We start from the raw sequence: 26,170 nt of genomic DNA, 5'->3' as shown, positions 1-26,170 counted from the left end.
ATACTTGCTGTATTGATGCGACAGAAGGACCATCCCTTTGTCGCATCATTTGTTATAATAGAATAATTCCGGTTTTGGTAAATAGGCGCACTACAGAGGAGTTTTGATGCACGACTTCAAGCCTTACACACCGCCTGCTGGTCAGCCGTCTCTCCCGTTTGAGGAGGTCGTGAGGGATCCGAAGAAGAATAAGATCTTTCTAGCTGTGGTCAAGGCAATCGAACCAAGCCCAAGCAAGATTGACCCGCGAAAGTTGTGTTTCGACGATGTTGCAGGCAACAACACCATGCTTAATGAGCTGGTTTTGCCTTTTGCCCGGCTCGTGGCAAGTATGACAAACACACAGCAGGGAAGCCAGTTCTCCTTGGATGATCTGTACTGGATCGCGCGCTACGCTGTGTATGCTGCGTTCCGTAACGATAAGAAGTTCAGTGATCTTCGCGCCCCATCAGGGTGGAAGAATCCTCCCCTTGAGTTCGAAGAAGTCGCAGGAGACCCGAAGAAGATCAAGATCTTTCTGGCTGCAGTCAAGACAGTGGAACCGTGGCTCAGCAAGATTGACGAGTGGAACCTGTATTTCGACGATGTTGTGGGCTACAACACCATGCTTGAGCAGACCGTTACCCCTTATGCCCTGCTCGTGGCAAGTATGACAAACGCCCAGCAGGGAAGCCGGTTCTCCTTGCATGAGCTGCACTGGATCGCGGGTTACGCTGCGTTTGCTTCGTTCCGTAAGCATACGAAATTCGGTGGTCTTCGCGCTCAATCAGAGGAGTATTGGAAGATGCTGCCTGAGGGCATCGCCTGACCAAGACCGGTCGCTAGGCACCTGAGCCTTGCTCGGGTGCCTGGCACCAAATTTAAAATGAACCAATGATAAAATCCTACAAAATTAAATACAGATTGAGAAAAACAAGTGATAGGATCATATCGCTCTTTTTTTGATCCAGTAATACGATAGCTTAGGAATTATCATTTTACATATCAGACTTGTTGCTAAAATAGCAGACCCCCTGCACATAGCACAGGGGGTCCCACATGTCTCAGAAGTAGAGTCGCTATGAGCGGCTCAACAGTAGAGGAGACTCAGTTCTTCTCACGCAGGTTGCCGTCCGCATCGAACTCGTACCGGTTCGGGTCGAGAACCTCCAACGGATTGCCGTCACAGGTCTTCGCGTGCGTGTTGATATCCCCGAACTTGGTGGTAACGAAGATGCATCCGCCGGAACAGCGAAGGCCAATCTTCTCCACGTCCGGGAACTCGAACTTCTCGATCTGGTCGCCGCTGCCCACGAAGGCAAACAGCTCCCACTCCCAGTACTTGTTCTCCCCGGTGGGGTCGACGACAACGAACTTGACGTTGTTCGAGGAGTCCTGAGTCAACTGGAACACGTACTTCAGCATTGTTTTTACTCCCGAGAGTTGCGGGTGATTGTTACTTCTAAACAAAGCTTATCAACTGCATCTATAGAAATCAATTAAGGATATCCAGCGTTTGTCTCTTGACATAGAACGAAACAGTCCTGTATCATTTAATTAGAGAACAGGACTGTTTCGTTCTATCTTTAGAATAATCTGCTTCTATAATGAGGTGTACATCGATGAAAGCTATCTATTTCAATGAATTAGCATCACCCCAAGATGATTTTGCCGCACTGCAAGTTGGCGAAGTTCCTATACCAACAATCAAAGACAACGAAGTTTTAATAAAAATGACGGCTGCATCCATCAACCCAGGTGATTTCCTCTTTATTCAAAATTTATATCCAGAACCAAAAAAACCAGTCTTCCCTCAGCAAATTGGCGGGGTTTATGGCGCAGGAATTATTAAAGAAGTTGGGAAAAATGTATCTTACCAACCTGGAACTTTTGTTACCTTTGGCTATCTCAACAGCTGGGCTGAATATGCAGCAATACCTGAGGAATGGATCATGCCTTTACCAGCAGATTACCCCATTGAAAAAGCCGCACAGTTTTTTAACTTGATCACCGCATGGGATTTACTAGAACAATCAAAAGTCCAATCTGGAGGGTGGCTTGCGTTGACAGCCGGCAACTCCAATGTGGCGATGATGGTTCTGCAATTGGCAAAGCGCCGCAATATAAATGTCATCTCCATCGTGAGAAAAACACGCGAAAATATAGACTTACATGCACTCGGAGCAGAACACATCATCGATCTGTCTCTGCTGGATGAGAAGATCGATGACCGAATCATGCAAATCACGCAAAACAAAGGGCTGCACGGAGTTATCGATTGTGTTGGCGGATCTCTTCTTGGAAATTTAATTCAAAGCGTAGGACTTGGAGGACAAGTTGTTATTTATGGCAATTATAGTCCGGAAAAATTTGAAGTCCATAACTCCGACATTTTATTAAAGTATATCGGTATTAATCCATATCTTTATCAATATTTTTTTACTCCGCCAACAAAAGCAGATATGCCCGTAATCCAAGAAATTATCGATGCCACCAAAAGAGCTGATTTCCAAGTATCTACCGGGGGCATGCATCCGATCGAAGACTTTAAAACAGCTATATATAAAAGTCTCCATCACTCAGAAAACGGGAAAAGATTTATTACTTTTGATCAATAAACACTTCCGTTGTTAAGAAAGAATGCTTTTTGCTATGATCGGAACAAAACAGTATTGTACGGTTATTTTATTATTAGGGAGGGTGAAATAATATGAAAACATCTCATACCCCTGTGCGTCAACGCGTTCTCGATACAGCAACCGACTTGTTTTATCATGAAGGCATTCGTGCCGTTTGTGTGGATACCATTGTGGAAAAATCAGGAGTCGGGAAATCTTCCCTTTACCGGCATTTTGCTACAAAAAACGATTTAATCATCGCCTATTTAGCCAAACATGATGAATCTCATGCGAAATTGTTTGATGAAGCTACTGCCAAACACGAAGGATCACCCAAGGCACAGTTGCTTGCATTAATTCATGCAACAATGGAAACGATGATGGCTCCGGGATACCGTGGATGCGCATTGTTAAATGCGCTGGCAGAATTCTCTGATGAAGCACATCCGGTACATCAGTATGTTTTAACATATGAACAATCGCTACAAGAACGCATATCCCGCTTAACCAAACTAGCAGGAATACCAGACAACACCTTAGCAAACCAACTGACAATCATTATCAATGGCGCATTGGTGTCTGTACCGCTCATTGGTGCAAAACCCGCAGCAATGCAATTAAAAACGATCGCAACTCAGTTGATTCACTCAGCATTTAAGGAATAAGAAATATAGCGAAATTTTGCTCTTTTTTACTGCCATTCGCACTCCTCCTGCTATTCAAACCATGGTTTTCTCGCTCGCGAATCTATAAACAAAAATACTAGTCCGAAAAAAACTCCCTATTCTTGGTATAATAAAATCACAGAATCATGTACTTTTCCTGATAGGAGTTACCATGCGTGTTATCCTCGCCCGCAGTGCTAAAGCCGCCTCCGAGTATGCTGCCAACAACAGCGTTGCAGCTACTGTTGAGGCGGAATACGGAAAGACAGTTATCGAGGGCACTATGGTGACCCTCGCTCACCATGGAGGGAAGTTCCAGCAGGAACTCCCGCCGTCAGCGCGCACGAACGTGCCAGTGCTTCCGGAAGGCAGCACCATCCTCATCAGCCACATCGATCCCGACACCATTGGTGGGGTGGCGGCTCTGATGGGTGTCAAGCCGAACAATCCTTCCTTCTGGCAGACCATCGGCATGCTTGATGAGAAGGGCGCTCATCACCTCCACAAGGTCAAAGAAAAGAACATTCTCCGTCAGGTGAAGGCGTGTATGGGATTCTGGCTGAATCACCTGTACACCCCTGAGGAGGAAATCGTCGATGTCACGCAGGAAGTGAACGAGTACATCCACGCTTTGGAACGGATCCTTGTGAAGAACGATAAAGCCTTCATTGTGAGCCTGCTGAAGATTTGGGACGATCACGAGGCTGACATCGAACGATGTTTGCTGGAGGAAGACGACATCCTTCGCTTGTTCATCTCTGACGATCCGTTCTGCAACATGGCGTACTACAGCCCGATCCTCCAGAAGATGATCCCTTCGATCATCATGTGGAAGCCGGAGACAGGTGGTATCACGCTGTCGTTTGCAGACGGCGGAAAGCATTTTTCCGCTTGCAAAATCGTCCAGAGCCTCTGGGGACCGGAAGCTGGCGGACACGCAGGGATCGCAGGTTCACCTCGCGGTCGAGAGATGAACCGTGAGAACTTCAGCGAGGTTGCTGCTGTAGTTCGGTCACTCCTATTCGGGAAGTGATTTTTCACAAATTCCTCTTCATCCATTAGATGATAGAGGAAACCGGACATTGTGTAATATACATTGTCCGGACAGGAAATAACGGATGTTCATATAGATATAACGCTATTAGTTTTTCAGCTTCTCTATTGACTGACTTTTGTGAATGTGGCTATCTAAAGATAGAACATCCTCATAATCAAGCTTTGAGGATAAGGATAAATCAAATTTTCGCAAATGCTGGAGAAACGTTCGAGTCTCATGGAAAGGGAGACGATGATCAAGAAACTGCATAAGAAGATCAAGCAGGGCTCTCAGAAATTAAAACAGAGCTGGTATTGGACACCTACGCCTAGGGCATTGCTGGCACTTATTTTCTTCCTGTCACCAACGGCACAGATCATTTTCCAGGTACTGCCGGCAATCCTGATAGCTCAAGGACATGGTCGGCATGTTGTCGCAATGCCCATCTATCAATTGGGTCTTCAGTTGGCGGCATCTACAAGTGCGAATTGGATCATCAATCGTTTTGATCCGAAAAAAGTAATTGTGTGGGGAGTCAGTGTGTGGATGTTCTCTTATCCACTCACTGGTATTCTCGTGTCAAATGACTGGATTTGGGGCTTTTATCCACATTGGCTAACTACCTTTCCTACCACATGGGCGATAGTAGCCATTCGAACTTGTTGGCTGGAACTTAGGACACAGCAAGGTCATCAAGGAGATGATGGTCTTCAGATTGATAACTTGTCAAATCTGTTCCGCGGACTTGCGGCAGGAACTGTTACAACAATAGGTTTCGTCTTAGTACGACACCATCAAATCTGGCTGTGGGTGGCTATCCCTACCGTCATCACGGGACTACTGCTTATTCCCATCAAACAAATGCAGGAGATTAATCTAAAGAAAAAGGAAAATAAAGAGAAAAAACAAGAAGAAAAACAGAACACAACATGGCGTACAGATAAAGCAGTGCAGCTCATTTTCCTTGGAATGGGAGCTCCCATTTCCTCCATGATCTTTGTTTCTGTTCTAGTCCTTTCAGCGCTTGACGACTGGGCTTCCTTGATCTTGTTGTCCATTGTACCTGTTTGCACACCACTCATCAGTATTCACTTGCTTCAAAAGACGGAACTCAAAACAACAAAACCCACACCCAGTTGGTGGCAGTCCGTGCATAAATGGCTCTTTTGGAGCCATGCTACTGCTATCCTCGGCTATGGGATGACCGCATGGGGACTGTATACCTCGCAAGGTGTATTTCTAATGGCAGCCATCCCTTTCATCATGTTTGGTCGTACATCAACAACTTGGATTGACCGGAAAGCAAGGCAGCTAACATCCAATACATCTCTTTATGCAGCAACAAAAATCTCTCAAGATACGTGTGCCCAACTGATCTCTGCATTTCTTGGGTTTGGTCTGGGACAATGGCTGGGTTTATCACCAGCTATGCTACTAGCCGCTTTACTCTGTAGCGTATCCCTAATTTTCACCTATTTGTATCCTTATCAGCAAAAGCAAGGTTGATTCTCATCCCATTCTAATCCAGCGTTAAACGTTGATTTAGAATGGGATGTACATTTATATGCTGATAAAAAACCCCTCCTATGATTAATTTGATACTACTATAGAACTATTTTCTTGATACATCGCACATTCAGAAGATAAACACAAGATATGATATACTATTTTTATCGAATCAACTCCCTGACACCATTGGAGGACAACGTGACTGCTGTGACCCCAAGCATGCTTAAGGAAATGATCCTCAGCACCATGGATGACCTCAAGATCACAGAGGCAGCAGAGTACTTTGGCGAGGAGCACGACAACGTAATCCAGCGGAAAAACGATTTTGAAAACCTTCGTCAGCTGCTCGAACTCGTCGAGCAGCCCGAAGAAGAGCACAGCAAGCTGGTCGAGCAGTTCCTCCAGAGCAAGGAGGGAATGAATCCCTTGATTGTGCTCGTCTTCGAGAATGCGCAGCTTCTCGCGAAGAATAAGCCCTTCATGCGGGAAGTCTTGATGATCGTTCATGCAGCAGCGATGTACTTCCAGAAGTTCTTCCCTTGGGAGTAGAACGAGTGTCAGGGATCAGTGGAGCCGCTTTTGGTATTTAACCTAAAGCGGCTCCGCCACCCATTTGATTGATATTCATTTCATATAAAAATATAAATAGGAAAATGACTTGAACTTCTAAAGGATTCAAGTCATTTTCTTTGGTATGTTTGTACAAATAGATTTAAACACGGAATATTTTGATTATGTTTGTTTCCTATATGGAAATATAATTTAGCCACCAATAAAATAGAGATGATATTTCAATTTAAAATCCTAACCCTTTTGGAAGGATAACATGTATCGACGAGAAGATTTGAGGGAAGAAATTAACTCAGAAATGGAGAACAACTCAAAAAACGCCGAAAATCTTCGTGCATTGCTTGATCTAGTGGATATGCCCGACTGGCAGCAAAGCCTGCAAATCAATCAGTTTCTTCGGAATAAAAAGGGCATGAATCCATTGATTGTATCAGTTCTGGAAAGCGCATGGCGAATGAAAGATAACCCATCTCCAGAGAAAGAACCAGACAATGACATCGAATGCATGGCAGCACGGTACTTTGCCGTTATCCTAAACAACAGAAGTTAGAGATTGGTGAAGTTGCTTTCGATTAGTCAACAAGCAACTTCATGATTTTTTCTGATCAATTTTTTTATAATACAGCCTAACGAAGATTTTCAAAATATTCGTTAGGCTGTGCTCTTCTCTATATTTAAAAAAATGACAGAAATAATTCGAATCCCATTATAGAAATAGTATGATAGATATATCCCTGACTCTTCTCAAACTGGGAGATTCGATGAAACGGCTGAGAAAAATTTTTCACAGCAAAACCATGCGACTGGCATTTGAGCTTATGCGTGAACAAAAATGGATTACAGTAGGGCTAGTAGCTTGTGTTCTTACAGGCTCTCTGCTTACGATGGTGCAGCCGTTTGCCATGCAGCAGTTTGTCGATATTGGTGTTGGTAAAGGAAACAAAAAAGTACTCATCCTTTCTAGTCTTGTATTCATGTTCTATCCTGTGATCTATCAGCTGCTTGCAGGATTGAATATGAGTCTGGAAAAAGAGCTGAATGCAGAAATTGATACAGGGCTCCAAGGTTTTCTGCGGAAAAAAATAAAAAACGTTTCACCAAAGATTCTCTTTCAAAGTCAGAAGCCGAACGTGCTTTCAAGCGGTCTGACAGAATGGACAAATGGAGTCTCGTACTCTAGTTCCTCTGTGATTCCAGAACTGCTGGAAAGCATCTTTAAATTGTTTTTGGCTATTGGTTTTATGTTGTTTATCAATCCGCTTATGACTGCTGTCTGTATTGCAGGAGTTGCAGGACTGGCATTTGCCAAACGCGCTCTAAATAAATACAGCCAGCTCAACGAGCAATTGTTTGAACTTCGAAAAAAACTGATGGGACATACAACGGAGTATGTTCGAGAGTTTGAATTGATCCAGCTGTCAGGAGCAAGTGAACGAGAGAACAAAGCATTTGATCGACTTCGAAAAGAATATCAAACAACAAGACAAAAAGCACTCTGGACAAAGATTTTTGGAATTGATCTCTTCTCATCCGGAACAGATGCATTTGTCACAGGTGCTGTTCTCCTCATGGGAGTAGCGTATCTAGAACTTCTTAGTCCTGGTCAAGCTCTCCAGTTCATGAGTTATGTCAGTACATTCCAGATAGCTGTACAGTGGTTTTACCGTCGGTACACTTCAGTTATTGAAGTAATTCCAGAATCGGATCAGTGTGACGATATTTTCCGTTTGAAGCAAATCTCCACTATCCCTAATGCAAGGCAGCTGGAAGAAGTGAAGAAAATCGAACTGCGAAATGTGTTTGCCCGCTACCCGGGGAAAAAGAAATTTGCCCTTCGCAATGTCTCCATGACGATTGAGGAAGGGGAAAAGATTGCACTGGTAGGTAAATCAGGCAGCGGAAAAACTACCCTTACTTACTTGCTGTGTAGGTTGATCGATTACGATTTCGGAGAAGTGCTCATCAATGAAATTCCGATTGAAGAATACGATTTGGAGTCCCTTTGGGCAAAAATTGGATTCTGCCTCCAGGAAACCGGATTTCTCAACCGAACAGTTGCGGAAAATCTGCGAATCGGAGCACCGGAAGCTACCGACGAACAGCTCTATGAAGCACTTCATTGTGCTGGTCTAGAGGATTTGGAACCAAATTACCTCGACCAAGATATCGCCGGTTCAGGCGGACAGAAACAGCGTCTTTCTATCGCAAGAACGCTGCTTCAAGAACCAGATGTATTCGTGTTTGATGAATCGACTTCCGCTCTCGATAATATTACGCAAAATAAGGTATTGAATAGAATCGACTCCCGCCTGATCGGAAAAACACAAATTAAAATTGCCCATCGGTACACTGCAATCGAAAATGTAGACCGTGTGGTTGTATTCGAAGAGGGCGAAATTGTACAAGTGGGTACTCTCAAAGAACTTCAGGAGCAAAAAGATGGGTTGTTCTATTCCCTCTCTAGAGAAGAAAGGAAAATGAACACTGCTGAAACATGTACGTGTTCCCACTAATTAATTAGATAGATATGGATTGGTTAGCAGATTACTCTGATCAATCATAAAAAATCACCCTTGTTGGACATCATCTAACAAGGGTGCAAATGTATTTCAATATGTTTATCGAATTTATTCTATTTGACAAGATCAATAACCTCTCGTTCAAAGATAACAGATCGATGCAATATTATTAAGCAAAAACCAGATGGTGATTAAGGGACTTTTTATCTTGTTAACAGAAGTATTTAAGGTAGAGAAATCAACAAACACAAAGGGGAATTGTTTATGAGAAAACATCATGCTATACAGCTGTATGATTATCATGTCTGGGCGAACAACAAGTTTTTTGAGCGGCTGAAAGAGCTACCGAGGGATATTTATAATCTGGAAGTCCAAAGTGTTTTCCCTTCTATTGCGAAGACACTTGATCATATTTATATGATAGATACAGTATGGCTCGGTGTGATGCAAGAGAATAGTATGGAAGAGATTTATGCTTCTAGAACTCATGCGCAAGAAAAGATAAAGGATAAGAGTCTGGAGGAAATGGAAAAGTTTTTCCAAGATCTGTCAGAACAATATAAAAAGCTCCTCCACCATGTTAATTTGGATAAAGAGATTTCCCCAGTACATCCTCAATATGGCCGATTGGATACTCATTTTTTTGAATTGGTACAGCATGTTGTGAACCATGGAACATATCACCGTGGAAATCTTACTGCAATGTTACATCAACATGGTTACGCAAGTGTATCCAATGATTATATTTTCTATCTTTACGAAGTCAGCACGACAGATTAGTTTTTAACATTCACTTCATAGCGCAAAACCGATTTCTTTATTGTACAGAGAGTCGGTTTTTTTGCGTCTAAAATGCCTATCTAACTATCAAAGCTCCATTTTTCTCAGCTTTATGGCTATATACAGTGCCCTCATTCCAATCATCCAACTTTTTTCATCAGGATGTCTAAACAGTATCATTTTTTGACATGATTAGAGATTATTATAAACCTATCAAAAGAAGTTAAGAAAACAAATTTAAAAGAGGAAGGTTTTGAATATGGCAGATTATATCTTAGAAGAAAAAGCCAGCTTTACGGTTGTATGTTTTGGAACAGAGCTTAAAAGCGACTATACAGATTTTGCTGGTCAATACAAAGAAAAGTCAGAGTTTTGGCAGGCTGTAAACCAAGACGGAAGACTTGACACATTAAAAGCAATAGCAACAGATGACTGCGTTTTTGCTGTGAATGAAGCGGTAAATAACAAGATGATGTATTATGCTGGCGTCAAGACAGAGGCATCGATACCAGAAGAAGCCAGAGCTATCCAATTTCCTAAGGGAGAATACCTTGTTGTGAAAAGTGAAGACAAAACGGCTAATGAATTGATTAACAAACTTGCAGGAATTGCTTTTGGCCAAGTATTGCCAACGGCAGAAGATTTTGCCTATGTCGGCGGGCCAAATGCAACCGTAACGATGGGGCAGCAAAATGATTTAATTTATGGCGAAATATGGATTCCTGTTGTTAAGAAATAAAAAGATAAAAGGAGTGATAGGAAATGTCCTATATTGTTGACTTTAAAAATGTATCTATCATTGGGTTAGAGTCCTCTCCTGTAGCAGAAGCGCTTGCTGGGCTACGTGCGAATGAAGCACGATACTTTATGAACAAATACAAGCATGAATTTATGGTTAAATCAGCTAGCGAAAGTCAAAAAACCCTTGATTATGGAAATCGAATTTTGAAAGAAGAACGTGACATTGAGTTTGCAGCTAAACCTCTGGAAACATCGTGTTTTCAAGTAGAAAATATCAAATTTACCTATATCTTTTATGACGATGGTCTTGGGATCAACATCATGTATACAGTTGATAATCCTAAGAAAAGAGCTGTTGGTTTTAAGCTTTCTGACGGGATGGAAGTACCAAAGGAGTTAGAAGGAAAGTTTAAATTTGCCAGACAGAAGTCTAAACTAGCAGGAACAATTCGCGGATCATTCTTTGTAATTAAAGGAGAATATTAAAGGCGACAAAAACACAAACGATGGAAACCTGCTATCAATTATATCTGAATAGTATGTAAATTTATATTTTTTGGATCAATATACTAAACAACTAAAGGACGGGATCAGAAATGACAACAAAAGGAAAAACGATTGCATATTGGACAGTTACAACATTACTCGCAGTATCTATTTTGTTAAGCGGGCTTGGTCAATTGTTGAAATTAGGTGGAAATATCGAGTTAGTAAAACATATTGGTTACCCATTATACATCATGAATCTTCTTGGAACTTGGAAAATACTCGGTATTATTGCTATCCTCTATCCAGGTTTCCCACGGCTGAAAGAATGGGCTCACGCTGGCATTTTCTTTTTAATGACTGGTGCGTCTTTCTCACATGTGCTTGCTCATGATTATGGTCCTTACGGATTCAACGTTATGCTTCCTCTGTTTTATGTAGCGCTTAATACCGCTTCATGGATGCTCAGACCACAAAGCCGTATCTTAGGAAGTTTGTTTCGAAAGAAAGAAGAAAATGTACAAAAACAAAGTCTCGTAATCAATGATGTGGTAACCCCAAGTTCAAAGTAAGACATGATTAGGTGGCAGCGATGTGACTACTCTGCATGATAAATATTATCCTTCATTAATCATTCACTCAAAAATTCCAATGAAGTTATAAAATAAACTCCTAGTACTTTTCAAATACTAGGAGTTTATTTGTTTTAAGATATTTCCGCTACCAACGTATCGTTACCAGTGTTATCTTCTTTTTTCTCTGCTTCTTGATTCGAAGTACGGAGTGGGATTTCCTTTAGGAAGAATACAAGAATAAACGATACTACCATAACCAATGTTGCTGTAAGAAACACTGTAGATAGCGTAGTGCTCAGTGCCTCTCTTATATTATCGATCATATGCATAAAAACTTGTTGTGCAGCAGCAGGTAAGCTGTCTTGTGTTTTTTCTAACAATGGTGTGTTCATCAACGTTTGTGGATTTGCAAAAGCTAACATCTGCTCCGCTGTTTTTGGATCGACTTTGGCTAGTTCTGGCGCAGAAGATTGCAATGATTCTTTTAGATTGGCCGTTAAGTTATTGGACATTACTGTCCCCATGACTGCAATCCCGATCGTCCCACCAAGGTTACGGAATAACTGTGTTGAAGCAGTAACTGCTCCAAGTTCTTTGTGAGGTACTGCATTTTGTGTTGCCAAAGAGAATACAGGCATACCTAATCCAAGTCCAAAACCAAAGACTATCATTGCTGTTACTGCCATTTGCACATTGTTCATGAACACCATCAAAGCCATACCGATGATCATGATAGGAATACCAATCAAAGCATACCGTTTGTATTTTCCAGTCTTCGCCATCCATTGTCCTGTCAACGTACTAGCGATAACCATCACGATCGACATTGGCATCGTGACATATCCAGCATAAGTTGGAGAGATACCAATTACTCCTTGAACAAAGAATGAAATATAAATCATTGCACCCATCATTCCAAAGTTCATAATAAAACCGATGATGTTGGAAATCGTTACCACATTATTTTTTAATAAGTGAATGGGAAAAATCGGGTTCTCCGCTTTTCTCTCCACCAAAACGAATATACCAGCAGAAACTATTGTCACAGCAAGCAAACCAAGAATTTGAGGTGAAGTCCAAGCATACTGTGTTCCTGCCCATGAAAAGGCGAGCAATAACGGAACAATGGTTGTTGTCATAAATAAAGAACCTAAGTAATCAACACTTTGCCGTTTGCTATTGGTTACTTTGGGAAACATTGACCAAATCAATGCAAAGGCAATCAAACCAATCGGTAAGAAGATCCAGAATAACCAATGCCAATCTAAGTGATCGATCAAATAACCGCCGAGTAATGGACCAATCACACTGGAAAAACCAAAAATCGACATCATAATACCCGTCCATTTGCCCCGTTCACGCGGTGGAAACAAATCCCCAACTGCTGTCATCGCTGTGGATTGAATAATCCCTGCTCCAATCCCTTGAATACCACGATACGAAATAAATTGAAAGACACCAGAAGAGGTTCCGGTTAAAAATGCCCCAATCATAAATAACAAAATACCTGCCAGTAGAAACGGCTTACGCCCATACATATCGGACAATTTCCCTACAAGCACTGTTGCAATCGTGGAAGTTAATAAGTAAATATTAATCGTCCATGTGTAGTAGTCCATTCCATCTAATATAGCGATTATACGCGGCATTGCTGTGCTTGTAATTGTTTGATTGATTGCCGCAAAAAACATCGCAGCCATAATGGCAATCATGATGGTCACTTTTTTCTTTGATGATAAATGCTCCATATTACTTTCCTCTCTCCTTTTTCTTTACATGTTTTATCAGCTTTGTAAAAATGCGTTTTAGATGGCCAATATCCGCATCATCCAAAACATCAAAGTATTGATGCAACATTTCTTTTTGATTTGTTTTGATATCACCCATCACTGACTGTCCTTTTGGAGTCAGCGAAATATATACAACTCTCCGATCATTCTCTGCTCGCTCCTTCTTCACATACTGCTCACTTAGCAACTGATCAGTAATACCTGTCACCGCAGAAGAAGTGAGGCTTAGTTCATGAGCTATTTCCGATACTTTCAAAGAACCCTTTACTTCTAGCTGATATAAGATTTTAACTTGGGTAAGATTGAGGGAATACCCGTGTTTGTTCCAATCTTTTGCTATTTCATTGAGAAAACCTCGAAACATCGTCGTCATTTCAAATAGTTCTTCGTTTTCATTCATCTTCACCCTTCCTTTCACGGTAACAAAAATATTTTATCGGGTTAATTTATTAACTGATTAATATTTCAACACATTAAATATTAACTAATGAATAATATATCTCACTTCCTATTTCTTGTCAACGAAGAAAGTTTGAACAAAAATTTTTAGATGAGAACGACAAAAGAAAAACTCCACTTGAATATAATCGAATGATCGTTTAATATTGGCCTTATGAGAGTGAAAGATGATAACAAAATTGAAGCTATTTTTCAGGCAACTATCCAACTTCTCAATGAAGTTGGATTTACTGAGACTTCCATGTCAAAAATCGCAAAAAGAGCAAATCTCTCCCCCTCTACGATTTACGTCTATTTTGAAAATAAGGAGGACATGATTAAAAAAATATATTTACATGCGAAAAAGCAAATGACGAAAATCGTATTCTCTTTTAGTCTTGAAGAAATCTCTTTAAAAGAAGGGTTTGAAACGATTGTAAAAAATTATGTAAATTATATTTTACATAATAAAAACGAATTTCTCTTTATGGAACAATTTTCAAATTCACCCTATTTGCAAAAACTGAGCTCTGATGAAACTGTATCATTTATGAAGCCAATGTATGATTTAATGGAACTGGGAAAAGAGCAACAACTATTCAAACAAGTTGACACCAGTTTATTAATTACTTTTGCTTTTATTCCAATCATTCAATTGGCTAAAGATCACTTCAATGGCAATTTTGAGTTTACTCCAGATAATTTGGAAGTAATTATTCAATCCGGATGGGACGCGATTCAAAAATGATCGCTCTTCTTTTTGTATCAAAATAAACGATCATTCGATTATTATTAACTGCTTAGGAGATAACAAAATGAATAAAAGCAAAAACGACTTAAATAAAACAATAGACCCTGTTCGTATCGACTTTTTAATAAAGGACCTCTCTTCTATATCAGGCGAACATTGTATTGCTGGATGGTGTTATCCTCCAAAGATATCTACCTTTGAAAACCACTTATGGATCTTTGCTCTACCTGGTGCAGGAGAGACACACCATTATTACGATCTTACAATTGATGGATATGAAACAAATGAATATAACTTTGCTGCATATTTTGCAAATCAAGGGATTGGTGTAGTTACAATCGATATTCTTGGTAGTGGTGAAAGTATATGGGGAGATAGCGGTAAAAAGCTTACACTGGAGGTATTGGCGGAAGTAAATCATCAAGTCGTATTGCAAATGCGTGAGCATCTGAAAAATGGCATCTTATTAAAGAGTATGCAACCCTTAGAAAAAGTAATCATTGCTGGTCTTGGTCATTCAGCTGGTGCAGGTTTATGTCTGGCTCAACAAGCACTCTACCAAAGTTTTGATCTATTTGTTAATCTTGGTGCTGCCTGTGGAGAAGTTATAAATCTCAATCTTGCAGAAAAACCATCATTCGAGATTATTAATGGATTTATTTCTCTTAATCAAGATTGCCTATTACCTGTTTTCTGTTTAGAAGATGTACCACCAAGTGTCCGAAATGCTTATAAAAAATTTGCTGTTTCCAGCCCAATTGGTATGTTTCTTATGTCTGATCCAGAAAAACTACCTAGATTAGCCGAAAAGATTGAAGTTCCAACTTTGATTGTTTTTGGTGAATCAGATATTGTATTGTATCCTGAAAAAGAATCACAATATTATTCCCATACAGATCCGACTGTTTACAAACAACTTGGAGCGGCTCATCATCATAATATCGCTACTACAAGATTTGATTTATGGATGTATTTATTTAACTGGTTATCTGCTCAAGTTTAGTATGAAAACAAAACCCAGTATATTTCTATACTGGGTTAAACCTTTTCATAAAACATAAGAATTCCTTTCTTCTAACATCTAAAAAAAAGAGTATCTGCTATAATTTATTTTACTTTATTATTTAAACTTCTCTTTTTAAGGACCAAATCGCATGAAATATATATTTTTTGTTAAATCGTCAATGGAGGCGGATGGATGAATATTCAAATTTTGATTATTGAAGATGATGTAGAAATAAACCAATTGGTGGCTAAATACTTAAATAAAGAAGGCTTCCATACACATTCTGTCTATAACGGAAAAGAGGCACTGTCGTATCTTTCTAACCATGAATTTCAGCTCATCATTTTAGACTTGATGTTGCCAAAAGTTGATGGACAGGACATCTTGCGAAAAATTCGTAAAGAAAAGACAGTTCCAGTGATCATTATATCCGCCAGAGATCGGGAATTGGATAAAATACTGGGATTAGAACTAGGTGCCGATGACTATCTGACTAAGCCGTTTACAATCGGAGAACTAATCGCCAGAGTCAAAGCTCAACTCCGCCGGTATATGGATTTCAACTCAGACTCCGATAAAGTCGAATCAAAAACTTTTAAGCATGGAGATCTGGAACTTCACACAGGTAATTATGAAGTTGCAGTGGGCGGGCAGAAAAAACTGTTGACTGCTAAGGAATTCGCCATCTTAAAATTGTTTCTAACAAATCCCACCCGTGTTTTTAGTAAATCCCAAATATTCCAAGCTGTTTGGCAAGAAGAAAGTATGACTGATGACAATACAGTTATGGTTCATATCAATAGACTCAGAACAAAAATAGAACCAGATATATCAAATCCTGTGTATATTCAAACCGTGTGGGGTTTTGGCTATAAACTGGGCGAGGGGTGTTAGTATGTTGATCATAACTCTTGTACTCCTATGTGTTATCCTAGTTCTCTTGTTTCGACACTTTCAGGTCATTCGAGAAATAAAAAAAACCAGCCGGATTACACGGGAAATTCAAGCTGGAAATCTTAATTTGCGTTACCGATTATGTACTTCGCAAAAAGACATGGAAGTTTTAGGTGGAGAGTTAAACCGACTTGTGGACTACTTCCAGAACGGTTTTGAACGGATCAATGTTCTCGAGGAAGAACGTAAACGGATGATTGCCAATATCTCGCATGATTTACGTACCCCGTTGACCTCACTATTAGGATATATGGAGGCGTTGAAACATGATACTACTTTAACAGCCAAAGAGAGAGAAGATTTTCTTCGCATAACATCCGAAAAAGGAAATGCCTTGCTGGTACTCTTACAAAACTTTTTTGAACTGGCAAAATTGGAAGCAGATGATTTTGAACTGAAGCTTGAAAGTATCAACCTAGTAAAAATCCTTCCTGAAATCATTCTTAGTTTTTATCCTGATTTTGTAACATCTGAGATTACACCCACAATCAGACTCCCGGAAACTCCTCTTTATATCCAAGTTGATGAAGATTGTTTGCTACGTATATTAAACAATCTTCTGTCCAACTCCTTGCGTTATGGTACAGATGGCAAGGAGATAGGTATTGCTCTCCGAGAGGAAGAAAACCTTGTCTGGATAGACGTTTGGGATAGAGGCAAAGGCATTTCAGCTCAAGATATACCTCATATTTTCGATCGATTATACACGGGAGAAGCTTCGAGAAATTCTTCTCTTCAGGGTAATGGACTAGGACTAACCATTACAAAGAATCTGGTCGAAAAACAGGGTGGTAGGATTATCGTAAATAGTACACCAAATGAGATGACAGTTTTTTCTTTTTCCCTACCCAAAGGCTGAGATTTTTGTAGAATCATAAATTTAAGAACTTTGTAAGGAATTTTTATATGGGTTGTTACAACTCTCCGATATAGTAGGATTCGAAGGGAGTTGATGGCTTTGGATTATGTGTTACGAACTTATCATTTAACAAGACGCTATAAAGATAAAACAGTAGTTCATGATGTTAACATGAATATAAAAAAAGGAGACATCTATGGATTTTTGGGACAAAACGGTGCTGGCAAAACCACTACGCTGCGGATGCTGATGGGATTGATCCAACCATCAGAAGGAGAAGTTGAATTATTTGGTAGAAAGTTGAATGACAATAAAAGTAATTTGCTGGAGCGCATTGGATCCATTATCGAGTACCCAGGATTTTATCTTAATCTGAATGCAGTTGATAACTTAGAGATTCATCGCAGTCTGATGGGGATGGGTAATAAGGAGTGCATTGATGAGGTTTTGACTACTGTCGGTCTATTCGATGCGAAACATCAAAAAGTAAAAAAATATTCCTTAGGAATGAAGCAGAGATTAGGAATCGCAAGGGCTTTGCTTCATCGTCCAGAACTTTTGATCTTGGATGAGCCTACCAATGGTTTGGATCCCGGAGGTATCAAGGAAATCCGGCAACTCTTCTTAGATCTGGCCAAACAACGCGGCATCACCTTTATCATCTCCAGTCATTTGTTAAGCGAGATCGAACAGGTGGCTGATAGAATCGGGATCATTCATCAAGGAAGGCTTTTAGAGGAAATAGACTACGAGACTCTACAGAAAAAGACGAGACATTACCTTGAAATTAAGGTTGATGATGAGCAGAAAGCGGCTTATATTTTGGAGCAAAAACTTGGAGTGATTGATTATCTTGTAACAGAACCAGGTATCTTGCGTGTTTACGAACAACTTGATCAACCAGAGAAGATTAACCTTACATTGACTAATAACGGTGTTGGTGTAAAAGAGATTGTGTTGTCAGGGGATAATCTAGAAGACTATTTTCTCAAAATCACCGGAGGTGAATAAACTTGCTTCGTGTTTTTTATGCCGAAATAATGAAACTCAAGAATACAAAGATTTATTGGTTGGTTCTATTAGGAGTACTGCCTGCATGCCTTATGGGATCAAAGGCATTATTCCCGAAAGTATCTCCTGCAGGTACTCCACTAGCTTTTGATATGCAGGATATGTTTTACAGTCAAGGGATGGTAGTAACCATACTTGGGCCTGCTTTGTTTGCTCTGATGATAGGATATATTGTTGCCCGCGAGTATCAAGAACGCACGATTAATCAACTGTTTACCTATCCAGCTTCGCGAATCATATTCTTTCTAGCAAAACTGTTGGTAGTGTTTTCTCTGATTGTGTTAACTATTTGGCTGCCGTTTGTGTTTTCAATTGTTTCTACACTAATAGTCAAACATCATCTAGATGTTTCTGTACTATGGCTAGGCATGAAAATGAACATCATGATCTGTATACTCTCGTTTGGTACAATTCCTGTGGCAGCAGCCATAAGCATGGCAGGCAAAAGCATTATGCCAAATGCCATTTTGGGATCGATTGTCTCCATCTTCGCAGGGATCAGTGAAGCAGGACATAGTATGCGCAGTATTCTTTTTCCTTGGTTGACTCCTTATTGGCCTGTCCGTGATCTAGCCCAAGGTATAGCTCAACCCGGCCCAAATCCTTATGTGATACCTGCGGTAACGATTCTTATATTTACCTTCATCGCCTCTCTAATCTTTTGCATTATTTATTACAACAAGGCGGATGTACACAGTGGATCTTAAGAAGAAGAGAGGATAAATGAGATGACTATTTTTATTTTGAAAATCATTGCCCTTGTAGCTATGCTGATGGACCATCTAGAAGGATCTTTTCCTGATACTTTTCCTGTTGCTTTCGGATGGATCGGCAGAATCTCCATTCCCATTTTCATGTTCTGCATCGTTCAGGGACTCATTCATACACGCAGCAGGAAGAAGTATTTGATCCGAATTTTTATTGGATCAGTTATTATGGCTGTCGGAAGCTGTATCTTACAAGCATTCTTTCCCGATGCGAAGTTTCAGATAGCAGATAATATTTTTGCCACCTTTTTTTTACTGGGAGTTCTGATTACGTTAGCAACAAGCCGGCTTACAAGGAATAAAAAAGTTGCATTAGGAATTTTTCTCATAATAATCCAGGTTATCAGCTATCTGTTGATAGCGAAAATTCGTATAATATCGGATTCATATGCGTATGTAGTAAGTGGCTTCCTCCCGAATATAGTAACGGCTCAAGGGTCTGTTCTCTTTGTATTACTTGGTATTCTAATATTTGCATTCCGAAATGATCGTGTAAAGTTTACCATTATGTATATCCTGTTTTGTCTCTTCATGTTCATAAACGCATGCTTTACCGGTTTTACAGTTCAAAATTTGTTTTATGGGAATTACCAGTGGATGATGATTATAGCTCTTCCATTGATGCTCTCTTACAATGGCGGAAGAGGGAAAGGTCTGAAATATTTCTTTTATGCGTTTTATCCCTTGCATATTTGGATTCTATTCGTAATTGCAAACATAGCACAAATCAAAAAGTAGGCTTCTCGTGAGGTAAAGTTTCCACTACAGATGAAAAATAAATGCAAATAGGAATACCGGAGGAATAAAATGAGAATATTCGAAATAATTATAATTTTAGTAAATTTTTCATCCCTATTTCTTAGTTTTAAAATAAAATCAAAGATAGCCCGGTTATGGATTGCAAGTGTAAACCTATCTGTATTTGTCCTCCACGGTTTAATCGAAGGCTTTCGCTATCAGATGGTTTTTTCCTACATTTTTGTGATTTTAATTGTAGCTTATACCCTCGTAAAAACAACAAATAAAAAATATTTTGAAGCCAAACTCCCAAAAGGAATAAAGGTCACCGTAATAACGCTATCCATAATCTTTCTATTATGTTCATCCTATTTATCATATGCTTTACCTGTATTTACACTTCCAAAGCCGACAGGTAACTATGATGTGGGCGTGAAGTACTTCCATTTTGTTGATAACCAGCGTAAAGAACCGTTCTTGGCCAAATCGACACAAAAAAGAGAGCTGATGGTTAAAATATATTACCCTGCAAAGAAGGATGACACAAAGCCGTTTACTCCTTATTTTCACAATTCAACCGAGCTTTTACAACTGTTCTCAAAAGCTAATCGTATGCCATCTTTCTTTTTAAATCATCTAAGTTTAGTAAAAACGAATGCAAAAGAAAATCTCCTTGTATCAGATAAACAACAAAATTACCCTGTCATCTTATTTTCCCATGGAGCGGGTACGACAATGGAAGTCCAAACATCCCAGAGTGAAGATTTAGCAAGTCATGGGTATATTGTGGTGGACATCGACCATACCTATGTTTCAGCGGCAACTATTTTTCCTAATAGAGCTGTTACAGATAAAGAAGCAACAACGAATTTTAATATACCTGAACCTGCTGAGGTTATTACACAGATCATGGCTGATGATTGTGCGTTCGTTATAAAAAAATTGGAAGAATTAAATGGAGGCAAAATTAGTCCTTTGTTCAAAGAAAAATTAAACCTTAAGAAAATTGGTGCAATAGGTCACTCTATTGGCGGCGCCGTAGCGTATGATTTAGCTATCAATAACAGCAGGATAAAAGCAGCAATTAATTTGGACGGCAGAGTTTATATTACTCCTAAAAAGAACTTCAAAGGCATGGCGCCATACCTTATGATTGCTAACGATAAATTCCATGTCCAATCGATCGAGAAGCGACAAGGGCTTATTGAAAAGTTCGAAAATTTGCCGCCTGATAAACAAAAGATGATGATTTCCATGCATGGAAGCAAAAAGGCATATATAGAGGCCTACAATAAAGCGCAACAAAATGTGATAGGACTTACCAACGTTTTAAAAGCATCTGGAAACTTATATACAATTGAAGGCAGCGATCATATGAAATTAACAGATATTGGGTTATTCATAGGGGATAAATATTTTCGTAATCTAATAGGTATAAGCGGAAAAACAGATCCGGTAAAATGTCTTGAAATTACAAAATCTGTAACTTTGGCATTTTTTGACGAACACTTAAAAAATAAGACTACAAACTCGCTGAATTTATTGATTAAAAGAGATTCACTATTGAAAAAAATTGAACTGAAATAAAACGATAATCCAGAATCTATAGTGCTGGTTATGGGATCATTAGAAATATTACGATATTATCCTGCCCCTGAACTCAAAAAATTTATACCTTATCTAGTAATCCAATTACAGTACCGAAGGCAGTATGAATGCTATTGATCTTGATGAACTTTGAAAAATCTACTCCGACAATCCTCTTCCGCCATTTTAAAAAAAGCACTCCAGTACAACTACATTGTACTGGAGTGCTCAGATTCAAATGCTACTGCATGTGCTATACAAGGAATGTTTTCTCCTTGTTGATATGATACAGGGCTTAGTAATGCCCCTGTAGCAATAACAAGTAAGCGTTTTATTTTCCCTTCCGCCACTTCATCCATCAATTTACCGTAGGTCACTACTGCACTGCTGGCACAACCACTTCCACCGGCAAATGTCTCTTGATCAGGGCGATAGATCATCATGCCGCAATCGGAAAACACCCCGCCCATATCATAACCTGCTTGCGATAAAAGCTCACGGGCTATCGGATGTCCAACTGTTGCTAAGTCACCGGTCACAATTAAATCATAGTCACTGGGAGACCTGCCTGTATCTTGAAAATGAGCAATGATTGTATCTGCAGCTGCTGGAGCCATCGCAGAACCCATATCAAATGGATTTTTCACTCCGCGTTCCATCACTTTTCCAATAGTCGCATAACGTACATGCGGTCCTCTGTCTGCCTTACCAACTACAGCAGCGCCTGCGCCTGTGACTGTCCATTGCGCTGTATTTGGTTTTTGTCCGCCATATTCCGTTGGGTAACGATATTGCTTTTCTGCTGTACAGTTATGGCTGGACACACCAACCACAGCATATTGAGCAAAGCCGCTGCTTACTAAAGAAGCACCCAAAGTCATCGACAACATAGAAGAAGAGCAGGCTCCGTAAATACCCATAAACGGAATGCCAAGTTTTTGTGCTGAAAAAGAAGCAGTGATATTTTGGTTTAATAAATCACCGGCAAGATAAACTCCGATTTCTGTCGACTGTTTTCCTGATTTTTGAATAGCTGTGTCTACGGCTGTAGAGAGCATCTTTCTTTCTGCTTTTTCCCATGTGTCTTCACCAGCATACAAATCATCAAAAAAATGATCCAGATGTTTCCCGATAATCCCTTCATGTTCCATCGGACCACCTACAGCAGCAGAAGCCAGAACTCTTGTATCGGCTTGAAACTCCCATGTACGTTTCATCTTTTCAGCTCCCTATTGCCATTAAGATGAGTGTGCGAATTAAACTGACAGCAAATGCAGAAAATACTCCCCAAACAATGACAGAGCCCGCTAACTTAAACATGTTTCCACCTACACCTAAAACATATCCTTCCGATTTATGTTCTAGCGCAGCAGAAGCAATCGAGTTCGCAAAACCTGTTACTGGTACAGCAGTACCAGCTCCTGCCCATTGTCCAATTTTATCGTAAACACCAAATCCGGTTAGCAAACAAGTGATGATAACAAGGGTTGCTACCGTCATACTGCTTGCAATGTCTTTGCTATAACCAAAGCTTTTATAGAGCAAGTTTAATGCTTCACCGATAATACAAACAAAACCTCCAACAAGAAATGCCTTTAAACAATTTGCAAAGACATTCGTATTTGGTCGATGTTTTTGCGCGAGCTGATCATATGCTTGTTCTTGCGGAGTTTGTTGTGCTGCAAGTCCCATAATCGATAACCTCCCAACTTTCACAGATTTATTTTCTGCTTTTGGGAGAAAATTATGTATCCAGATTTACACAGCAAAAAACCCACGAACCAAATTCGCAGGTTATTGTTTCCAGACATATCAGGGCCTGCACGACATGGCATGTGTGCAGACTTTTTGGATGAAATAATTTTCTATCCAAAATAATTTTACCCTATAGATCCTCCATCCAAGACTCCTGGAAGAGCCTCCAAGGTGAAGAATCAACATAGAGCAAAAAAATTCGATAAATTGGTGGCCCTCAACTGGCTGTTGAGGGCTGTTAAAGGTTTGGTGAACCAAACCCCACTTCTGTACCTCAAAGGTACTTCGGTGGGGTTCGGTCCACCGACCGGATACGCGGGATGGATCCCCGCGTATCCGGTTATTTGCTGGAATCCTGTCCCGTTTACCCGCCGTAGCGGGTAAGCCGGAGCCCGAAGCCCCAACGGGGCTTCGGAGGCACTGCCTTCTAACAGGGCCATAGCCCTGTCAGATTGGGCCGAGCCCAGGAAAGGGTTTTTCCGCCGTCTACACCGGTTCCGAGAGAACTACAACGCACGTCCGTGCTGCCACCCGTACGGCGCATACTCCTCATGGTCATGCATATTACCAATAGTAACGTAAAGCCGTGGGCTTCCTCTAAAATGGTGTTAACACACTACGCTTCCAAGACTTTCGTCCTGAAATTGCAATGATTAACCCCAATTTAATTGAGAAAGCAAAGGATATTCCTCCACAGTTTACGCCGTTATCGGCAATACACACCCACAAAGTAGCATGCGACGCACGAAATGCGCAGTCACGAAAATACGATGTAGCCCCCCCTAGCCGGGTTCAACTTATGGATAGTATATCATGATGTTGTGGAATTGTGCGATAATAATATAAATTTATTTTGATTTTAGTAATATGACAAAAAACTAGTCGATTTGAAATCAACTAGTTTAAGAAATTTTATAAATTGTTTGAAACATGATCACTATGTGTTTCAGAAATTTGGTTTAACGCATCACTAGCCTCATTTTGATAAGGAGAACGGACTGCGAGGTCTCCTAAAGAAACAACTCCAACCAGATTGTTTTGCTCTACAATCGGCAAACGTCTGATCTGTGCTTCAGCCATTTTTTGTGCGGCTTCGTCTATTGTCATATCAGGAGACCCGTAAACCAATTTACTCGACATGATATCTTTGATTTCACATGAGTTTGGCTTTTTCTGAGCTATTCCTCTTGTCACGATATCCCTATCGGTAATAATCCCCATCAAATGCCCATCTTGACACACAGGCACCATCCCTACATTTTCTTTTCGCATGATAGTAGCTGCTTCAAAGATATTATCATCTGGAGAGAGATGGGAGACGTCAGTAGTCATGATATCTCTTAATTGATGCATTTTTGCATACCTCCTTCTCTCCCTAGCCTAACCGCAAAGCCAATGTCCCATGCGTGTTACATTCAGGAAGTAAGCAAAATTGGATTACCTGTCGTTTTTGTTTCTTCTTGTAAATATCGAAGAGCACCTTTTATTAATACTTCTAACCCTACTTTCATCGCTTCTTCATCAACATCAAACCGAGGGTGGTGATGTGGTGCAGTAATTCCCCGTAATTCATTTCCTGCGCCTATAAAACAAAATGTACCTGGTATTTCATACAAATAATAAGCAAAATCTTCTCCACCCATCAATGGATCCATCAATTCGACTTTTTCCCTGCCAACAATGCTCTCGGCTACACGACGCATCCGATCGGTTTCCACATAATCGGTAATTAACGGCGGATAACCTTTGCGTATTTCAATTTCATATGAAGCACCATACATATGACAAGTATCATGTACAACTTCTTTTATTCTGCGAAGCAAAAACTCTCGGATATCTGGCGCAAAAGCACGTACTGTACCTTTGAATTCACAAGTATCAGAAATAACATTGGAAGCTTCCCCGCCATGAATACTTCCGATAGAGATAACTGCTGAGCGTACCGGGTCGATTTGGCGACTGATGATCGACTGAATATTTACGATCGCATGAGATGCAACGGCAATCGCATCTGTAGTGGTATGCGGCAATCCGCCGTGACCGCCTTTTCCGATAATATTGACAGTAAAGACATCGCTGGATGCGAGCATATGCCCAGAACGGTAAGCGATATAACCAGTAGGAAGCGGTGACCACAAATGAACACCATAAATGGCATCCACTCCATCGAGTACACCTGCTTCGATCATTGATTTTGCACCGCCAGGCAGCATTTCTTCCGCATGTTGAAAAATAAATAAGATATTCCCGTATAATTGCTCTTTCATTGTCGTAAGAATAGATGCTGCACCCATTAGCATTGCCATGTGACCATCGTGACCACAAGCATGCATGACTCCCGGAACACGAGAACGATATACACAGTTTTTTTCATCTTGGATTGGCAGTGCATCCATGTCAGCACGTAATGCAATGGTAGGACCAGCATATTTTCCGCGAAGGAGACCCGTCACTCCACCGCCTCCTACTCCTGTCCTGACTTCCAATCCTAAACTTTCCAAGTGTGCTGCCACACGCTTGGAAGTCTCTTTTTCCTGAAATGAAACCTCTGGATATTGATGAAATGTTCTTCTCCAAGCTACGATTTGCGGAAACAATTCCTCGATCCTCTGTTTCATAAGCTTACTGCTACACATAGACCTTTTGTCCATGTGAAAATTGTTCGATGTTTTTCCATTAGCATTTAGTTGTTTTAAAAAAAAAGAAAAAAAGAGGCAACTTTCATGCCATTAGAAAAAATCACTCTCCCCATCGCAACCCATTTTCAGCATCCATATTGGACATATATCTATTTCGTAGCAGCGAACACCTGCCTTTCTTCCGATTTTGTTTGTTTGGTTGCCCGATTGTGGAACATTCAATAAAAATCATATACACCTCCTTATCAAAATCTTTTTTTGTTACCTTGCTTTCCATTGGGGTAACATACTATCATGATTTAAGTAGAGCGCATCACATACTTAAGGGGGTCACAAA

27 protein-coding genes and 1 pseudogene are annotated in these 26,170 nt (G+C 40.3%); 21 read left to right on the top strand and 7 right to left on the bottom strand.

The annotated features are described in order from the left end of the window. Positions 1 to 106 precede the first annotated feature (106 nt). On the top strand, positions 107 to 808 hold the full coding sequence (locus tag AC5WOC_RS14095; protein WP_496056043.1) for a hypothetical protein: 702 nt from the start codon (positions 107 to 109) through the stop codon (positions 806 to 808). A 278-nt stretch (positions 809 to 1,086) separates the two neighbouring features. Here the strand turns inward: AC5WOC_RS14095 and AC5WOC_RS14090 are convergent, their stop codons facing one another. Beyond that, positions 1,087 to 1,404: a hypothetical protein gene (locus AC5WOC_RS14090; protein WP_496056042.1), complete on the bottom strand. Its 318-nt coding sequence runs from the start codon at positions 1,402 to 1,404 to the stop codon at positions 1,087 to 1,089. A gap of 197 nt (positions 1,405 to 1,601) precedes the next feature. On the opposite strand from AC5WOC_RS14090, the gene AC5WOC_RS14085 reads away from it, so the two are divergent. From AC5WOC_RS14085 to AC5WOC_RS14035, 11 genes are all read left to right on the top strand, one after another. Next, entirely contained in the window at positions 1,602 to 2,597 is a 996-nt protein-coding gene (locus tag AC5WOC_RS14085; RefSeq protein WP_496056041.1) for a quinone oxidoreductase family protein, read from the top strand. A gap of 92 nt (positions 2,598 to 2,689) precedes the next feature. Continuing rightward, complete coding sequence (locus AC5WOC_RS14080) at positions 2,690 to 3,262, top strand: TetR/AcrR family transcriptional regulator (RefSeq protein WP_496056040.1); 573 nt, start codon at positions 2,690 to 2,692, stop codon at positions 3,260 to 3,262. A gap of 172 nt (positions 3,263 to 3,434) precedes the next feature. Further along, positions 3,435 to 4,295 carry a hypothetical protein gene (locus AC5WOC_RS14075; RefSeq protein WP_496056039.1) on the top strand — a complete coding sequence of 287 codons (861 nt, stop codon included), beginning with the start codon at positions 3,435 to 3,437 and terminating at the stop codon, positions 4,293 to 4,295. A 255-nt stretch (positions 4,296 to 4,550) separates the two neighbouring features. Beyond that, complete coding sequence (locus AC5WOC_RS14070; RefSeq protein ID WP_496056038.1) at positions 4,551 to 5,804, top strand: hypothetical protein; 1,254 nt, start codon at positions 4,551 to 4,553, stop codon at positions 5,802 to 5,804. Positions 5,805 to 6,005: 201 nt separating this feature from the next. After that, positions 6,006 to 6,356 (top strand): hypothetical protein, encoded by a 351-nt coding sequence (locus AC5WOC_RS14065; RefSeq protein ID WP_496056037.1) that lies wholly within the window; start codon positions 6,006 to 6,008, stop codon positions 6,354 to 6,356. 277 nt (positions 6,357 to 6,633) lie between these two features. After that, a complete protein-coding gene (locus AC5WOC_RS14060; RefSeq protein WP_496056036.1) occupies positions 6,634 to 6,927 on the top strand; it encodes a hypothetical protein in 294 nt (97 codons plus the stop codon). A gap of 211 nt (positions 6,928 to 7,138) precedes the next feature. Continuing rightward, positions 7,139 to 8,890 (top strand): ABC transporter ATP-binding protein, encoded by a 1,752-nt coding sequence (locus AC5WOC_RS14055; RefSeq protein ID WP_496056035.1) that lies wholly within the window; start codon positions 7,139 to 7,141, stop codon positions 8,888 to 8,890. A gap of 270 nt (positions 8,891 to 9,160) precedes the next feature. After that, positions 9,161 to 9,676, top strand: a complete 516-nt coding sequence (locus AC5WOC_RS14050; RefSeq protein WP_496056034.1) for a DinB family protein — start codon at positions 9,161 to 9,163, stop codon at positions 9,674 to 9,676. A gap of 259 nt (positions 9,677 to 9,935) precedes the next feature. Next, entirely contained in the window at positions 9,936 to 10,415 is a 480-nt protein-coding gene (locus AC5WOC_RS14045) for a GyrI-like domain-containing protein (protein WP_496056033.1), read from the top strand. Between the two features lie 23 nt (positions 10,416 to 10,438). After that, a complete protein-coding gene (locus AC5WOC_RS14040) occupies positions 10,439 to 10,903 on the top strand; it encodes a DUF8821 family protein (RefSeq protein ID WP_496056032.1) in 465 nt (154 codons plus the stop codon). Positions 10,904 to 11,013: 110 nt separating this feature from the next. After that, a complete protein-coding gene (locus tag AC5WOC_RS14035) occupies positions 11,014 to 11,475 on the top strand; it encodes a DoxX family protein (protein WP_496056031.1) in 462 nt (153 codons plus the stop codon). A 134-nt stretch (positions 11,476 to 11,609) separates the two neighbouring features. On the opposite strand, the gene AC5WOC_RS14030 is transcribed toward AC5WOC_RS14035, so the two are convergent. Continuing rightward, a complete protein-coding gene (locus AC5WOC_RS14030) occupies positions 11,610 to 13,226 on the bottom strand; it encodes a DHA2 family efflux MFS transporter permease subunit (protein WP_496056030.1) in 1,617 nt (538 codons plus the stop codon). Between the two features lies 1 nt (position 13,227). Then, entirely contained in the window at positions 13,228 to 13,668 is a 441-nt protein-coding gene (locus AC5WOC_RS14025) for a MarR family winged helix-turn-helix transcriptional regulator (protein WP_496056029.1), read from the bottom strand. Between the two features lie 213 nt (positions 13,669 to 13,881). On the opposite strand from AC5WOC_RS14025, the pseudogene AC5WOC_RS14020 reads away from it, so the two are divergent. From AC5WOC_RS14020 to AC5WOC_RS13980, 9 genes and pseudogenes are all read left to right on the top strand, one after another. Further along, positions 13,882 to 14,037: pseudogene (locus AC5WOC_RS14020) on the top strand (TetR/AcrR family transcriptional regulator); the annotation flags it as partial. Positions 14,038 to 14,040: 3 nt separating this feature from the next. Beyond that, positions 14,041 to 14,454, top strand: coding sequence for a TetR family transcriptional regulator C-terminal domain-containing protein (locus AC5WOC_RS14015; protein ID WP_496056228.1), 414 nt, complete (start codon positions 14,041 to 14,043; stop codon positions 14,452 to 14,454). Between the two features lie 67 nt (positions 14,455 to 14,521). After that, complete coding sequence (locus AC5WOC_RS14010) at positions 14,522 to 15,460, top strand: alpha/beta hydrolase (RefSeq protein WP_496056028.1); 939 nt, start codon at positions 14,522 to 14,524, stop codon at positions 15,458 to 15,460. Between the two features lie 195 nt (positions 15,461 to 15,655). Further along, positions 15,656 to 16,357 (top strand): response regulator transcription factor, encoded by a 702-nt coding sequence (locus AC5WOC_RS14005; protein WP_496056027.1) that lies wholly within the window; start codon positions 15,656 to 15,658, stop codon positions 16,355 to 16,357. Position 16,358: 1 nt separating this feature from the next. Next, positions 16,359 to 17,276 (top strand): sensor histidine kinase, encoded by a 918-nt coding sequence (locus AC5WOC_RS14000; protein WP_496056026.1) that lies wholly within the window; start codon positions 16,359 to 16,361, stop codon positions 17,274 to 17,276. 93 nt (positions 17,277 to 17,369) lie between these two features. Continuing rightward, on the top strand, positions 17,370 to 18,287 hold the full coding sequence (locus AC5WOC_RS13995) for an ABC transporter ATP-binding protein (RefSeq protein WP_496056025.1): 918 nt from the start codon (positions 17,370 to 17,372) through the stop codon (positions 18,285 to 18,287). Between the two features lie 2 nt (positions 18,288 to 18,289). After that, a complete protein-coding gene (locus AC5WOC_RS13990; RefSeq protein ID WP_496056024.1) occupies positions 18,290 to 19,054 on the top strand; it encodes an ABC transporter permease in 765 nt (254 codons plus the stop codon). A 21-nt stretch (positions 19,055 to 19,075) separates the two neighbouring features. Continuing rightward, positions 19,076 to 19,852, top strand: coding sequence for a TraX family protein (locus AC5WOC_RS13985; RefSeq protein WP_496056023.1), 777 nt, complete (start codon positions 19,076 to 19,078; stop codon positions 19,850 to 19,852). 243 nt (positions 19,853 to 20,095) lie between these two features. Further along, positions 20,096 to 21,439 carry an alpha/beta hydrolase gene (locus tag AC5WOC_RS13980; RefSeq protein WP_496056022.1) on the top strand — a complete coding sequence of 448 codons (1,344 nt, stop codon included), beginning with the start codon at positions 20,096 to 20,098 and terminating at the stop codon, positions 21,437 to 21,439. 209 nt (positions 21,440 to 21,648) lie between these two features. On the opposite strand, the gene spoVAD is transcribed toward AC5WOC_RS13980, so the two are convergent. The 4 genes from spoVAD to AC5WOC_RS13960 form a co-directional block, all read right to left on the bottom strand. Continuing rightward, positions 21,649 to 22,656: a stage V sporulation protein AD gene (gene spoVAD / locus AC5WOC_RS13975; protein WP_496056021.1), complete on the bottom strand. Its 1,008-nt coding sequence runs from the start codon at positions 22,654 to 22,656 to the stop codon at positions 21,649 to 21,651. Positions 22,657 to 22,660: 4 nt separating this feature from the next. Then, the gene (gene spoVAC / locus AC5WOC_RS13970) at positions 22,661 to 23,131 is read right to left on the bottom strand and encodes a stage V sporulation protein AC (RefSeq protein WP_496056020.1); all 471 of its coding nucleotides are present in this window, start codon (positions 23,129 to 23,131) and stop codon (positions 22,661 to 22,663) included. 975 nt (positions 23,132 to 24,106) lie between these two features. Further along, positions 24,107 to 24,547 carry a CBS domain-containing protein gene (locus AC5WOC_RS13965; protein WP_496056019.1) on the bottom strand — a complete coding sequence of 147 codons (441 nt, stop codon included), beginning with the start codon at positions 24,545 to 24,547 and terminating at the stop codon, positions 24,107 to 24,109. Between the two features lie 62 nt (positions 24,548 to 24,609). Then, positions 24,610 to 25,812: a M20 metallopeptidase family protein gene (locus AC5WOC_RS13960; protein WP_496056018.1), complete on the bottom strand. Its 1,203-nt coding sequence runs from the start codon at positions 25,810 to 25,812 to the stop codon at positions 24,610 to 24,612. Positions 25,813 to 26,170 lie beyond the last annotated feature (358 nt).

Source organism: Shimazuella sp. NTD247 (genome assembly GCF_059510415.1).
The sequence above is the reverse complement of the archived record's forward strand: the minus strand, read 5'-3'. Positions and strand labels throughout refer to the sequence as shown.